Source organism: Mycobacterium sp. RTGN4 (assembly GCF_033804635.1).
Lineage (GTDB): Bacteria > Actinomycetota > Actinomycetes > Mycobacteriales > Mycobacteriaceae > Mycobacterium.
On sequence record NZ_JAPZLB010000006.1, the window covers coordinates 289,689 to 303,750 of the forward strand.

Consider the following 14,062-nt stretch of genomic DNA (forward strand, 5'->3'; position numbering starts at 1 on the left):
GCGTCAGATCGCCACGGCGGTCGTCACGGCACAGCGGCACCCGATGGCGTCGCACTCGAGCCGGTACGAGTGTGCGAGCTCGGGTTGTGTGCAGTCGGCTTCGGTGCATTCGGGTCCGAACCCGACATGCACGATGACGGTGCCGTGACAGTGTTCGAGGCCGGCCCGACACTCGCGACACTGAATGGTCATGAGCCGTTCATAGCACTCGGGGGCGACAATTCGGCGGTGCCGCGCGGCCATTAGCACCGTTCAGGCCCAACCGAGTTCGTGAAGGCGTTCGTCGTCGATTCCGAAGTGGTGGGCGATCTCGTGGACGACGGTCACTGTCACTTCCTCGGTCACCTCGGCCTCGGACTCGCACATCTCGAGCAACGGATCGCGGTAGATCGTGATGGTGTCCGGAAGCGAGCCCGCATACGACGAGTCGCGTTCGGTCAGGGCGATGCCCTCGTAGAGGCCGAGCAGGTCGGGCTCGTCGGGATGAAAGGGCTCGACCAGTACGACGACGTTCTCGAGCGCAGCGGTCAGCTTGGGCGGAATCTGGTCCAGCGCATCGGAGACCAATTCATCGAACCGTTGCGGGCTCATCCGCACGGCCATCGCGGCTACTGACCCGGCGGCAGCACCGGACCGGGCGGGGGTGCGCCTGGCGCAGGTGCCGGTTCCGCAGGCGGTCCCGCGGCAGGTGGCGGCGCCCCTGGGGGTGGGCCATCGAGCGGCGGGCCATCGCCAGGCGGTGGGGCGTCCTGGGGCGCGCCCGGCGCGGGTGGGGTTCCGTTGAGGAACGTGTTGCCCGGCGGCGCGGGAGCGGTGGAGGTCCCGCTGGCGCCGCCCGTTCCGGTCGACTGGTTGTTCTGATTGTTCTGCGTCGCGGGCGACTGACCAGGTAGATGCTGATTGCCCGTGGGCTGTTGGTTCTGTTGGCTCTGTGAACCCTGCCCGCTGAGGTCGATCTGCGACTGTGACGACGTGTCGACCGACGGCATCGGGATGGGTGGCATGTTGAGCCGCTCCGGCGGGATGGCTGGCGGTGGAACGACCGGCTGCCCGTTGATGAGCAGCGGACCCTTGGCGCTGTTGAGCAGTGTCGACCAGCCGCCGTTGCCCAGGGTGGCGCCGATGTTGCAGGACACCTGGTGGCTGCCCGCCGTCCAACTCGGCAGCGAGAGCGTGCTGTACATCAGCGTGAGGGTCGTGGCTCGCAGCTGAGTCGGGGCCAGGTAGGCGTCGGCCATCTTGGTGCAGCTGTCCTTGACGAAGGCGTCCTGATCGGGATCGGCGGGCATCTCACCCGGGAACTTCTCGCCAAGGTTGACCGAGCCGGTGACTTCGATCGCGTGCGGGGTAGTGCAGTCGACCGGGATGTCGGTCGGTTGGTTGGTGGCCGGGTCGATGCCCAGGCACGTGCCTGCCGACCAGACCTTCGACTGGTCCACGTCGGCGACCTTGCCCTTGTGCGACAGCTGCTGGCCATTGGGGCCGGGCAGTTGCAGTCCGCACATCATGCGGCGCTCACCGGACTCGCGCCACTGCCGCTCACCAGACCACAACAGGCTGACGACGAACCGGCTGTCGGGGTCGTACTTCGGGCCGAGGTACTGGCGGGCGGCGGCCTGGCACTGCTCTTGCGTGATCTGCTGGATCCGGGCCGTCGAGGGCGGCGCGGCGTCCGGGCCGTACTCACTGCCGGGGAAGGTGCTCATGTCGATGGTCTCGGCGACCTCGAAGCGATGCTCGTCCTTGCACGTGACGATCTGCGCGGCGTCCGGCGTGCGCTCCGGCCAGTTCAGGCAGTCGCCGCTCTTGACGTGGCCGAACGTGTCGTTGCCGCGCGAGCCGAGGGCCTTCGCGCCCACCGTGAGTGCACTGGTTCCGTCCGCCCCGCGGGGGAGTGCGGTGATCAGCCCCGCGATCAACAGCCCGCCCAGCGCTGTCAACAACAGCCCACGACGCGTCGAGGTGGCTTGCAAGCTCTGCCACCACGGTGATCGTTTCGGCGACTGCTCGGCGTCCCCAGACTCTGAGACGCCAAGTTCCTTGGCCGTTGGTGCGTCCAACATCGGTTCCATTGTGACAGGCGCGCCAAGCGCTGTGACAAGGGATGCAGTTGTAAAGTTATGTGGTTGTGCCCTGGCGACGCGACGCCCTCGGCTGACCTCCGAATAATCTCCCGCACCACCAAAAGTAGGGTTGCGGTCGTGATCGACCTCAAGCTGCTGCGCGAAGACCCCGATCGGGTGCGCGCTTCACAACGTGCGCGCGGGGAGAATCCGGCGTTGGTCGACGCCCTGCTGCAGTCCGACGCGGCGCGTCGCTCCGCCATCTCGACCGCCGACAACCTGCGGGCCGAGCAGAAGGCGGCGAGCAGGGATGTCGGAAAGGCCTCGGCCGACGAGCGGCCCGCGCTACTGGCGCGCGCCAAGGAACTCGCAGAACGGGTCAAGTCCGCCGAAGCCGGGCAGGCCGCCGCCGAAGCTGCGTTCACGGCTGCGCACATGGCGATCGGAAACGTCATCATCGACGGCGTCCCGGCCGGTGGCGAGAACGACTTCGTGGTGCTCGAGACGGTGGGTGAGCCGACGGCGATCGCGGACCCGAAGGACCACCTGGAACTCGGTGAAGCGCTCGGCATGATCGACATGGAACGCGGCGCAAAGGTATCCGGTGCGCGCTTCTCCTTCTTGACAGGATTCGGCGCACTGTTGCAACTCGGCATCATGCAGCTCGCGGTGCGACTGGCGACCGAAAACGGCTTCACGCTGATGATCCCGCCGGTGCTGGTGCGGCCAGAGGTCATGGCAGGCACCGGCTTTCTCGGCGCGCATGCCGACGAGGTCTACCACCTCGAGGCCGACGATATGTATCTCGTTGGAACGTCGGAGGTTCCGCTCGCCGGCTACCACGCCGACGAGATCCTCGACCTCTCCGACGGGCCGAAGCGCTACGCCGGATGGTCGTCGTGCTTCCGCCGCGAAGCGGGCAGCTATGGCAAGGACACGCGCGGAATCATTCGCGTGCATCAGTTCGACAAGGTCGAGGGCTTCGTCTACTGCAAGCCGGAGGACGCAGAGGCCGAGCACCAGCGGCTGCTCGGCTGGGAGAAAGAGATGCTCGCGCAGATCGAGGTGCCCTATCGCGTGATCGACATCGCCGCAGGGGATCTCGGGTCGTCGGCCGCGCGCAAGTTCGACTGCGAGGCGTGGGTGCCGACGCAAGGCACCTACCGCGAGTTGACGTCGACGTCGAACTGCACCACGTTCCAGGCGCGCAGGCTCGCCACCCGCTACCGCGACGAGAACGGCAAGCCGCAGATCGCGGCGACGCTCAACGGCACGCTGGCCACCACGCGCTGGATGGTCGCCATCCTGGAGAACCACCAGCAAGCGGACGGCAGCGTCCGCGTGCCCGATGCGCTGGTGCCCTACGTCGGAAGGTCGGTGTTGGAACCGTGAGTATGTTCGAGGTCGATTTCGACGAACTTCGCACGTGGTTCGGATTCGGAGTGGCAGGCAACTTCGCCGGTCACCTCGAGCAGGCGGGGGAGGCCGCGGACTTCGTGAACGTACGCTCCGGAGCGGATGACGGAATTGAAGCCCCGAAGGGCATCTTCCCTTGGTACGCACCGGGTTACGACAGTTTCCTCGGAGAGTTCCCGTTGTCGCACGACGAGATCAAGCTGCCCGAGAGTGACACTCCGCTCAACCTCCAGATCGAGCCCGAGGTGGGGCTGGCCTGCGAAGTGAAATGGCAGGGCGACACCGTGGTCTCGTTGCAACCCTTCGCGCTCGGGGCGTTCAACGACTGCTCGATCCGGCGGCCCAACGCCCCGAAGATCAGCCACAAGAAGAACTGGGGCCCAGCGTCCAAAGGCGTTGCGGCGCAGTTCTTTGGCATCAGCGACCTGACGCCCGACGGGCCGACGGCCACGCTTCGCCTGGTGTGCCACCTGCGTACCGCCGACGGTCAAGAGCACGAGTACGGGGTCGACAGCCCACTGCTCGGCTATTCGTACTACGGCGAGGTCTTGCTCGACTGGATCGTCGAGCGGTTGGCCTACCAGAAGGGTTCGCCCGACACGCCGTTGGAGGATGTCGGCGCACTGATGGTGGCCAGCGGCCACCCGCAGAAGCTACTCATCGGCATCGGTGCGACGCGGTACACCGAACTGGGTGAGACGACGTTCCTGCAGCCGGGAGACCAAGCCATCGTGCGCGTCTACGACACCGCAGGCGATGGATATTCCGAACTGCGGCAGACGGTCTCGGGCGGTCGCTAGTCAGTCGCTCAGCAGTTCGTCGAGCACCGCGCAGAACTCCGTGACCCGCAACGGGGTGAAGGCCGGACTGGGTTTGGTCCCTGGCACGTCCAAGGTGACCAACGTCGACTTGATGGGGCGCCAGATGTCCATCGGAAGCCAGCGCCGCAGGTCCGAGGATCCCCAGATGCGGAACCGGTTCATGAAGAGCCCGAGCGACTCGGTCTGGTAGCCGCGAATGTCAGGCAGCGGAATGATCTTCGACGTACCCGACGGAAAGTGGTACCGGCGCAACGTCAACGCGTGCTGGTCGAGTTGCACCAGTCCGTCGTCGTAGGACGGTGTAGCGCTCACGCCCGCGCGCTCCTGAGCTCGTGGCCCTTGGACGTCAGGCACCGCCCGTTCTCCAGGTTCCATTGCCAACCGTGCAGGTTGCACGTGAGCGTCGTACCTTCAACCACGCCGAACTTCGACAGGTCGGCCTTCAGATGGGGGCAGCGACGCTGAATCTCCCAGCCGTCCAACTGGATCGACGCGGAATCGTCGTGTGTCTCGGCGAACCAGCCGTCGGCGTAGGCGATGCGCTCGTCGGTGAGGCACTTGAAGAACGTGTAGAGGTATTCGTTGTATCCGCCGACCCGCCAGGCCTTGAAGCGGGTCGACAGGAAGATGGTGTTGACCCAGTCGGGTTCGTCGTCGCGCAGCACGGTACGCACCATTTCGGGCGCCAGCTCGAACCCGTATCGGAACTTCTCATGTGGAATCGGTTCCCGGACAGTGCGTTTCGGGAAGTCGAGCACCACAATTTCGCCACCGATGCGCAATTCGACGGGGTAGCCGATGCCGTCGCAGATCTGGTCGCTCTGACTCATGATGGGTTCGAAGCGTGCCCGTAGTGGTTCGAGCAGTGGCTCACCGTCGGCGGGCGCCCAACTTGCCTTGAGCGCGGCCAGCACAGGGGCCATCCGTTGGGCGTATGCCTCGATGTACTGCGCCTTACCCGTGGTGAAGACGGCTTCGGCATCCTGCTGTGACACTGGGTGGATCAGCGAATTAAGTTGGGAGCCAGTGAATTCGGCGGTGGTACCCGGAATCATCAGCAGCCCGCGGTCATGCCCGTGCGTGCGAAGCTGCTCGAGGAAGACCATCTGGTCGGGGAAGATATTGGCGGGGTCGCCGTGGTCGTCGTTGAGGTCCCGCAGTTCGGGATCGAGAAAGCACGGCGGACCGGCCGACGGGATCACCCAGGTCGCGTCGACCTGCGCGATGTACTGGCGACAGCGGTCCATCTGGCGCTGGCGCTTCTGCGTTCCGAAGGCCTCCTTGGCCCGTGCAGGCATGTCGTAGACCATCGGGTACCAGATGGCCCCCGAGTACTGCAGCATGTGTACGTCGACGTGGCCGAAAGAGGACTCAAGGGCCGCAAGATCAGTGGGGCGCGCGTCGTTCATGTTGAACACGACGGTCTCGCCGTCCGACACCACCAGTCCCGAGTCGCCGATGGGGCCGTCGGCGGGGGCCCGCAACGCGATGATCATCACGTCGAGGTCGCCCTTGGGCCCGCTGACGTGGTGCTTGACCGAATCCGTCGTCTCGACGAACCGATGGAAACCGAGGTCCTCCAGCGCCCGGCGCAGGTCCGGGACCGGGAAGTCCGGCAACAGCACGACGGCGTCCTTGTTGACGTGTGCCCGCAGGTGGGTGGCATCGAAGTGATCGGCGTGCAGATGCGAGACGTAGAGGTAGTCGCAGTCGCCTAGCTGGTCCCAGTCCAACTGGCTGTTGTCCGGAAATGGAAACCAGGACCCGAAGTACGCCGGGTTGACCCAGGGATCGCACAGGATGCTGCCCGCCGTCGTCTGGATCAGAAAGCCCGCGTGGCCGACGCTGGTGACCTGCACAGATGCCCTTTCCGGTGGGGGATGTTCACCGTGGAGTCTAACCGGCGGCGGCCCGTTACTCCTCCCAGCGCAGACGGTAGTAGGCGATGCGCTCGTGGTCCGGCGCCACCCCGTAAGCCTCGAACAGCACGTCCTCTTCGACTCTCGGGTAGTTCCACGAGAGCGACAACGTCGCGACGGCGAGGTCCGACCAGCGGTCGGCGACCCCGAGATCGCCGAGGTCAACGTGCCCGGCAGGGGAACCGCCGTCCGAGATCAGCGTGTTCGGCGCGCATGCGTCACCGTGGCAGACCACCAAGAGATCGGCCGGCGGGGCGTCGCGGGGTATCCACGACGGCGTCTCGAACGGGCAGTCGGCCACCGGAAGGGCGTCGTGAAGCAATCGCAAGCCCGCGCCGATCGCACGTGCGGCGGCCTCCGGCCTGGCGGCCCAGTAGGGGTCGACGGCGCTGCGGCCTGGCAGCCCCGCGGTGTGCATCCAGCCAGGGCCGACGCCCAAGACTCGGGGCGCGGCGGTGAACCGTCCGGCCCAGTTCAGTCGTAGCACCTCGCCGGTCAGGTCGGTCGGGGAGACCTTCACGTACTCGGCACCCTCGGCGACGGAGAAGGTGGTGCCGCCCAATTCGTTGAGCCACACCGCGCGTATCGGCCGGCCCGCCGCGATCCGTTCGACGACATCGGGTACGGATACGGGTCCGGTGGGGAAGTTCACCGCGTTCGGTGATCCACGAGGTGAACCTTCACTTGTGCCCTTACGTCTTAATGAGGAGGCGACTTCTTGTGCCAATCGAGCCTAGCTGGGGCGGGTAGAACCGCGAATTTACGTTCAGGCCTGCAGGTTTGCGGATCAGACTTTTGACCGGACATGGGCGACGCCGTGCACGGCCCTTGGCGAACGCTCGCGTTGGGGCCCTGGCTTCGATGCACCCACCTGTGGGCCTCGGCGTCCAAACCGAACGGTTAATGCTGGCTGCGTCCAAGTGAACTCATTTGTGATGCAGGGCGCACGTAGGGAGAGATTTCAGCAAACTAAAAATAAATGACAACGATTCATTTCACTTGTGCGAAATGAAGCCCTTCCGCATCACAGAAATTTCACAGCAGGTACCCATATTTCAACGTCGGTCGAATAAACTACGTGCAGCTCAGATGATTGCTAACGGAAGCATCGCCCCAGTATGTGCCGTCGTTCAAGGCCGCTGCAGGTGGTCGCTAGAGCGGTCAGGCGATCCTGCTGACTTAATGGTTTCGCGGTAAACCTGCACGTGGGTTGCTACGAGGCGACGCCGCGAGCCCTTTCCGACGCCGAGGTTCTTGGCCAGCGCAGCCCCTTACTGCGGGTCAAGATCGGCCGACGCTGCGGCGTCAGTGATCTTCGCGGGGGGTGTGCGGCGCGAGTTCGACAAATAATCGTTATTTGCTAGTGCGCACATTTTGCGGCCGATAACTAGTTCAAGCGCAGAACATACTGCTGCCAACAGAATGGACATCAGCTAAGGTTTGCGCGTTCCACTAGATAGCGGTCTTGTCGGTCAGGACGAAGCAGCCGAAACGCTGCCCGGGGGTTCGATCCGATGCCACATTTCCCGGTATTCGGTGCCCGCACGCTAGAGAGGGTGAAACGTCCTTGGCAGAGAAGACTGTAACGCCGGTCGCTGTGATCGGGATGGCCTGCCGACTCCCGGGCGGCGTGCACTCACCCGAACAGCTCTGGGAAGCCTTGTTGCGTGGTGAGGACTACGTGACCAAGGTTCCGTCGGACCGGTGGGACGCAGACGAATACTACGATCCTGAACCCGGCGTGCCCGGTAGGTCGGTGTCCAAATGGGGCGCCTTCCTCGATGACGTCGCAGGCTTCGACGCCGCATTCTTCGGGATCAACGAGCGTGAAGCGACGGCGATCGACCCCCAGCACCGGCTGCTGATGGAGACCTCCTGGGAGGCGGTGGAGCATGCCGGGTTGGACCCGGCGGCGCTGAATGATTCATCGACAGGTGTCTTCGTCGGGCTGACCCACACGGACTACTCACACACGGTCGCCGACGCGCACGCGCTGGACGGTCCATACGGGTTCACCGGTACCAACTTCAGCCTGGCGTCGGGCCGGATCGCGTACACCCTCGGCCTACGTGGGCCCGCCTATACGGTCGACTCCGCGTGCTCGTCGGGTCTGCTCTCGGTGCACTTGGCTTGTCGCAGCCTGCATGACGGCGAAAGCGACCTCGCGCTGGCCGGCGGCGCCAACATCTTGTTGGAACCGCGCAAGCTCGTCTCAGGCTCAGCGCAGGGGATGATGTCGCCCACCGGGCGATGCCATGCATTCGACGTGGCAGCCGACGGATTCGTGTCCGGCGAAGGCTGCGCGGTGCTCCTGCTCAAGCGACTGCCGGACGCACTCCGTGATGGCGACCGAATCCTGGCCGTGGTGCGAGGCACCGCCGCCAACCAAGACGGTCGCACCGTGAACATCGCAACGCCGTCGCTCGACGCGCAGCTCGCCTCGTACCGCGCGGCGCTGGCTGCGGGCGGTGTCGACGCCGACACCGTGGGAATGGTTGAAGCGCACGGCACCGGAACCCCCGTGGGCGACCCCATCGAATACGCAAGTCTCGCAAAGGTCTACGGAGCCGACGGGCCTTGCGCGCTTGGATCATTGAAGACCAACTTCGGGCACAGCCAGTCAGCATCTGGAGCGATCGGTCTGATGAAGACCGTGCTCGCACTGCAGCACGGCGTGATCCCACAGAACTTGCATTTCACCGCACTGCCGGACGAGCTGGCTGGCATCGACACCGAGCTTTTCATTCCGCAGGCCACCACCGATTGGCCGGATACCGATGGACACCCTCGACGCGCAGCGGTGTCGGCGTATGGACTATCTGGCACGAACGTCCACGCCGTCGTTGAGCAGGCACCCGAGCGCGTCGCAACCGATCGACGGTCGGTCGACGCACCGGTGGGCATTGGCGCACTGCTCTTTCCGCTGTCGGCGACATCGGCCGAAGAGTTGCGCCTCACCGCGAGTCGCATGGCGGACTGGGTCGCGGACCGCGCGGACCTGGAGCTCGGCGAGCTCGCATACACCCTGGCCCGCAGGCGGGGGCACCGTCCGGTGCGGACGGTGGTGCTGGCGAGCAGTCGCGCCGAGCTGATCGAGGCGCTCCGCGAGGTCGCGGTTGGCGACGCTCCATTCCAGCCCGCAGTCGGACTGGACGATCGTGGCCCGGTCTGGGTGTTCTCCGGTCAGGGTTCGCAGTGGACGGGGATGGGCGCAAGCTTGCTCGCCACCGAGCCCGCGTTCGCCGCGGCCGTTGCAGAGCTCGAGCCACTCATCGCCCGCGAATCCGGTTTCTCGGTCACCGAGGCAATGTCCTCGCAGCAGCCGCTCGTCGGGATCGACCGCGTTCAACCGACCGTTTTCGCGGTGCAGGTTGCGCTGGCCGCGGCGATGAAGGCGTACGGCGTTACTCCCGGTGCAGTCATCGGTCATTCGATGGGAGAGTCGGCGGCGGCGGTCGTTGCCGGAGCACTGTCGGCCGAAGACGGCGTGAAGGTAATTTCCCGGCGGTCGAAGTTGATGGCGAAAATCGCCGGTTCCGGAGCGATGGCGTCGGTGGAATTGCCTGCGCAGCAGGTGCTCTCGGAACTCGCGGCGCACGGCGTGGGAGATGTCGTGCTCTCGGTGATCGCCTCGCCGCAGTCGACGGTGGTCGGCGGCGCCAAGGATTCGATTCGCGCACTCGTGGCGGAATGGGAACGCCGCGAGATCATGGCCCGTGAGGTGGCCGTGGACGTCGCATCGCATTCGCCTCAGGTCGATCCGATTCTCGACGACCTCGCCGTCGCGCTCGAAGACCTGGCGCCGATGGAACCCACCGTCGCGTACTACTCGGCGACCGAGTACGACCCCCGAGATCAGCCGGCGTGCGATGCCTACTACTGGGTCGACAACTTGCGCCACGCCGTGAGGTTCTCGGCGGCGGTGCAGGCGGCGCTCGAGGACGGCTACCGCGTATTCGCCGAGCTGGCACCGCATCCGCTGCTCACGCATGCCGTCGACCAGACCGGCCGCGGGCTGGACATGTCACTGGTCGCGTTGGCCAGCATGCGCCGCGAGCAGGAGATGCCGCACGGGCTGCGCGGATTCGTCGCCGATCTACACAATGCCGGTGCGGCGGTTGACTTCTCCGTGCTGTACCCCTCCGGAGTGCTGCTCGACGCACCGCTGCCAACGTGGACCCACACCCAGCTAATGCTGACCCGCGAAACCGATACGCAGGGCAGTCATTCGTTGACGGTCCATCCGCTGCTCGGAGCCCACGTGCGGCTACCAGAGGAGCCGGAACGCCACGTCTGGGCCGGCGAGGTCGGCACGGTCGCGGAGCCGTGGCTCGCCGATCACAAGGTGCACGATGTCGCCGCACTGCCTGGCGCCGCCTACTGCGAACTCGCGCTGGCGGCTGCCCAGGAGGTCATCGGAGTGCATTCGGAGGTCCGTGACGTCACGTTCGACCAGCTCCTGTTGCTTGATGCCGAGACGCCGATTTCGGCCGTTGCGTCCGTCGTCGCGCCCGGTAGCTTTGAGATGTCGGTGACGACGGCGCACGACGGCGAGCAGATCCGGCGTGCGGGCGCCGTCCTGCAGGCCGCTGAAAAGCTCACAGCACCAACGGCTTACGACATCACCGCACTACTTGCCGCACACCCCGAGGAACTCCACGGTGCCGAGCTGCGGGCAGCCTTCGACGAGCGGGGTATCCAGTACGGCCCCGCATTCGCAGGCTTGGCAGCTGTGTACCTGTCATCGTCGCCGACCGATTCGGTGGTGGCCAAGGTTGCACTGCCCCGCTCCATCCGCACCCAGCAGGCGTCGTACGGCGTGCACCCTGCCCTGTTGGATGCGTGCTTCCAGTCCGTCGCCGCGCATCCCGCCGTTCGGGAGGCAGCCGATGGGCTGCTGCTGCCGCTGGGAGTCCGGCGGCTCACGGCGTACGCGCCCGCACGCAACGTGGGGTACTGCCACGTGCGGGTGACCAACATCGACGCAGCGGGAGTTGAAGCTGACCTCGACGTGCTCGATGAGCAAGGAAACGTGCTCTTGACGGCGCACGGTCTGCAGCTCGGCACTGGCGGCTCCGAAAGCGGACGTAAGAACCGACAACTCAACGAGCGGTTGCTCACCGTTGATTGGCAGCGGCAGGACCTGCCTGAGTCTGCTGACGCCGCGGAGGGTCCGCTGCTTCTGATCAGCACCACCGCGGGCACCGCCGACATGTTGCCCGCGAGCTTGACCGACGCGCTCAAGGTCAGGTACGCCGACGCCACGATGATGTCCTGGCCGCATCACGAAATTGACCAGGCCAGTACCGAGCTGTTGACGTCGCACCTCGCCAGCGGTGAGTTCGCCGGCGTCGTGATCATCGCCGGGCCGAAGAATGGCAATCCGGATGCGGAGTGCGCGGCCAGGGGCGCGGCGTACGTGCGTTCGGTGGTTCGGATCCTTCGCGAGATCCCCGAGGCAAAAGGGGCGCCGTCGCGGGTTCACATCGTGACCAGAAGCGCTCAGTCGGTGTTGCCTGGTGATGTCGCCAACATGGAGCAGGCAGGCTTGCGGGGGCTGATCCGGGCCGTCGGGACCGAGTACCCGCACCTTCGGATCACGCAGCTCGACATGGACGCGGCCACGGATCCGGAACTGATTGCAGCGCAACTGTTGTCGGGTTCTGAAGAGGACGAGACCGCCTTCCGGGACGGCCAGTGGTACACCGCACGTCTGGCGCTGAGTCCGCTGAGTCCGCACGAGCGCCGAACCACCGTCTCCGACCATGCAGTCGATGGAATGCGGCTGCAGACCAGGACCCCTGGTGACCTGGAGTCCCTTGAGCTCGTCGCATTCGATCGCGTGCCGCCAGGGCCCGGGCAGATCGAGGTGGCCGTCAGCGCATCCAATCTGAACTTCGCCGACGTGCTCGTCGCGTTCGGCCGCTATCCGAGCTTCGAAGGGCGGCTACCGCAGCTGGGCGCCGACTTTGCAGGCGTCGTCACCGCTGTTGGACCGGGTGTCACCGATCATCGCGTGGGCGACCGAGTCGGTGGAATTTCGGCGAACGGCGCGTGGGCCACGTTCGTCACCTGCGACGCCAACCTGGCGGTGACGCTGCCTGCAGGCCTGTCCGAGGGCCAGGCCGCCGCGGTACCGAGCGCACACGCCACCGCCTGGTACGGCCTGCACGACTTGGCCAGAATCTCCTCACGGGACAAGGTGCTGATCCACTCTGCCACCGGTGGAGTCGGCCAGGCCGCGATTGCGATCGCGCGCGCCGCGGGCGCCGAGATCTACGCCACCGCAGGTAGTCCCGGGCGCCGAGAACTGCTGCGTGACATGGGTATTACTCACGTCTACGATTCGCGCACCGCGACGTTCGCAGACGAGATCCGGCGTGACACCGACGGCTACGGCGTCGACATCGTGCTCAACTCGCTGACCGGGGCTGCGCAGCGCGCCGGCCTGGAATTGCTCGCCTTCGGCGGACGGTTCGTCGAGATCGGCAAGCGTGACATCTACGGCGATACCAGGATGGGACTGTTCCCGTTCCGGCGGAACCTGTCCTTCTTCGCCGTCGACCTAGCACTGCTGACGCTGACCAATCCCGACGTGACACGCGGCCTGCTGACGAAGGTTTATCAGCAGATGGCCGACGGTGTGCTGCCGCCGCCCGAAACCACGCACTACCCACTCTCCGACGGCGCCACCGCCATTCGCGTGATGGGCGCGGCCGAGCACACGGGCAAGCTCGTCCTCGACATCCCGCGCACCGGGCATCGCACGGTGGTGTTGCCGCCGGCGCACGCGAAGGTATTCCGCCGCGACGGGGCGTACCTCGTCACCGGTGGGCTAGGTGCACTCGGGCTGTTCATCGCCGAGCAGATGGCCACCGGGGGCTGTGGCCGGATCGTGCTCAATAGCCGGTCGGAGCCCACTACCGAAGCGCAGGAGGTCATCGAACGCATCCGTCGGCTCGGTACCGACGTCGTCGTCGCGCGCGGTGACATCGCGAATCCGAAGACGGCGGAAGCGCTCGTGATGGCCGCAACGACGACTGGTCTGCCGCTACGCGGCGTGTTGCATGCGGCGGGCGTCGTCGAGGACGCCACATTACCCAACATCACCGACGAGCTGCTCGAACACGACTGGGCGCCAAAGGTTTACGGTGCGTGGAACCTCCATTGCGCCACCGCAGACGAGTCGTTGGACTGGTTCTGCGCGTTCTCCTCGGCGGCCGCACTGGTGGGCTCGCCAGGGCAGGGCGCGTATGCCGCCGCCAACAGTTGGCTGGACGCCTTCACCTCTTGGCGCCGCGCGCACGGGCTACCCGCGAGCTCGATCGCGTGGGGCACCTGGTCGGGCATCGGTCGTGGTCAGGAAATGGCGGAGGCGAGCGCCATGGCAATCGAGCCCGAGCAGGGCGCATACGCCTTCGAAGAGTTGCTGCGTTACGACCGTGCCTACACCGGCTATGTGCCGATCGTCGGGTCGCCGTGGTTGACCGCCTTCGCCCAGCGCAGTCGCTTTGCCGAAGCGTTCCTGTCGACGGGGAGCCCTCGCACGGACACCAGCCAGTTCCTCGGTGAGCTCTACGAGTTACCGCGCGAGGAGTGGCCGGCCCGGCTGCGCAAACTCATCTCCGAGCAGATGAGTTTGATTCTGCGCCGCTCCGTGGATTCCGACCGACCGCTCTCGGAGTACGGCCTGGACTCATTGAGCAGCCTCGAGCTGCGGACCCGCATCGAAGCGGAGACCCGCATTCGCATCGGTTCGATGGACATCACGACAGTCAGAGCGTTGGCCGACAGCGTTGTCGAAAGGCTCATGGAAGCATCGCCGGGCGCGGCTGTGAAGTAA

The 14,062-nt window shown here is 65.7% G+C and carries 9 protein-coding genes; 3 read left to right on the forward strand and 6 right to left on the reverse strand.

Going from position 1 to position 14,062, the window contains the following annotated elements; all coding sequences use genetic code 11:
• Nucleotides 1-3: 3 nt before the first annotated feature.
• The 3 genes from SLQ30_RS15535 to SLQ30_RS15545 are packed head-to-tail and all read right to left on the reverse strand — an operon-like array spanning nt 4 to nt 2,072.
• Entirely contained in the window at nt 4-192 is a 189-nt protein-coding gene (locus SLQ30_RS15535) for a hypothetical protein (RefSeq protein ID WP_319448437.1), read from the reverse strand.
• A gap of 60 nt (nt 193-252) precedes the next feature.
• Entirely contained in the window at nt 253-603 is a 351-nt protein-coding gene (locus tag SLQ30_RS15540; protein ID WP_319448438.1) for a metallopeptidase family protein, read from the reverse strand.
• Between the two features lie 5 nt (nt 604-608).
• Nucleotides 609-2,072: a septum formation family protein gene (locus tag SLQ30_RS15545; RefSeq protein ID WP_319448439.1), complete on the reverse strand. Its 1,464-nt coding sequence runs from the start codon at nt 2,070-2,072 to the stop codon at nt 609-611.
• 129 nt (nt 2,073-2,201) lie between these two features.
• Here SLQ30_RS15545 and serS point away from each other — a divergent pair, with 129 nt between their 5' ends.
• Nucleotides 2,202-3,455 carry a serine--tRNA ligase gene (gene serS, locus SLQ30_RS15550; protein WP_319448440.1) on the forward strand — a complete coding sequence of 418 codons (1,254 nt, stop codon included), beginning with the start codon at nt 2,202-2,204 and terminating at the stop codon, nt 3,453-3,455.
• Between the two features lie 2 nt (nt 3,456-3,457).
• Complete coding sequence (locus tag SLQ30_RS15555) at nt 3,458-4,279, forward strand: DUF5718 family protein (RefSeq protein WP_319448562.1); 822 nt, start codon at nt 3,458-3,460, stop codon at nt 4,277-4,279.
• Here SLQ30_RS15555 and SLQ30_RS15560 read toward each other — a convergent pair whose 3' ends face one another.
• From SLQ30_RS15560 to SLQ30_RS15570, 3 genes are read right to left on the reverse strand one after another with little or no spacing between them, the layout of a single operon-like run.
• The gene (locus tag SLQ30_RS15560; RefSeq protein ID WP_319448441.1) at nt 4,280-4,612 is read right to left on the reverse strand and encodes a hypothetical protein; all 333 of its coding nucleotides are present in this window, start codon (nt 4,610-4,612) and stop codon (nt 4,280-4,282) included.
• The gene (locus tag SLQ30_RS15565) at nt 4,609-6,159 is read right to left on the reverse strand and encodes an MBL fold metallo-hydrolase (RefSeq protein WP_319448442.1); all 1,551 of its coding nucleotides are present in this window, start codon (nt 6,157-6,159) and stop codon (nt 4,609-4,611) included. The genes SLQ30_RS15560 and SLQ30_RS15565 overlap by 4 nt, the downstream gene beginning before the upstream one ends.
• A 55-nt stretch (nt 6,160-6,214) precedes the next feature.
• Nucleotides 6,215-6,871, reverse strand: coding sequence for a phosphotransferase (locus SLQ30_RS15570; RefSeq protein ID WP_319448443.1), 657 nt, complete (start codon nt 6,869-6,871; stop codon nt 6,215-6,217).
• Nucleotides 6,872-7,825: 954 nt separating this feature from the next.
• Here SLQ30_RS15570 and pks2 point away from each other — a divergent pair.
• Complete coding sequence (gene pks2, locus SLQ30_RS15575; protein WP_413468056.1) at nt 7,826-14,062, forward strand: sulfolipid-1 biosynthesis phthioceranic/hydroxyphthioceranic acid synthase; 6,237 nt, start codon at nt 7,826-7,828, stop codon at nt 14,060-14,062.

Bases quoted from the DNA above. Each gene is read 5' to 3' on its own strand.
- SLQ30_RS15535 (WP_319448437.1), bottom strand. From the start codon at position 192: ATGACCATTCAGTGTCGCGAGTGTCGGGCCGGCCTCGAACACTGTCAC.
- SLQ30_RS15540 (WP_319448438.1), bottom strand. From the start codon at position 603: ATGGCCGTGCGGATGAGCCCGCAACGGTTCGATGAATTGGTCTCCGAT.
- SLQ30_RS15545 (WP_319448439.1), bottom strand. From the start codon at position 2,072: ATGGAACCGATGTTGGACGCACCAACGGCCAAGGAACTTGGCGTCTCA.
- SLQ30_RS15555 (WP_319448562.1), top strand. From the start codon at position 3,458: ATGTTCGAGGTCGATTTCGACGAACTTCGCACGTGGTTCGGATTCGGA.
- pks2 (WP_413468056.1), top strand. From the start codon at position 7,826: ATGGCCTGCCGACTCCCGGGCGGCGTGCACTCACCCGAACAGCTCTGG.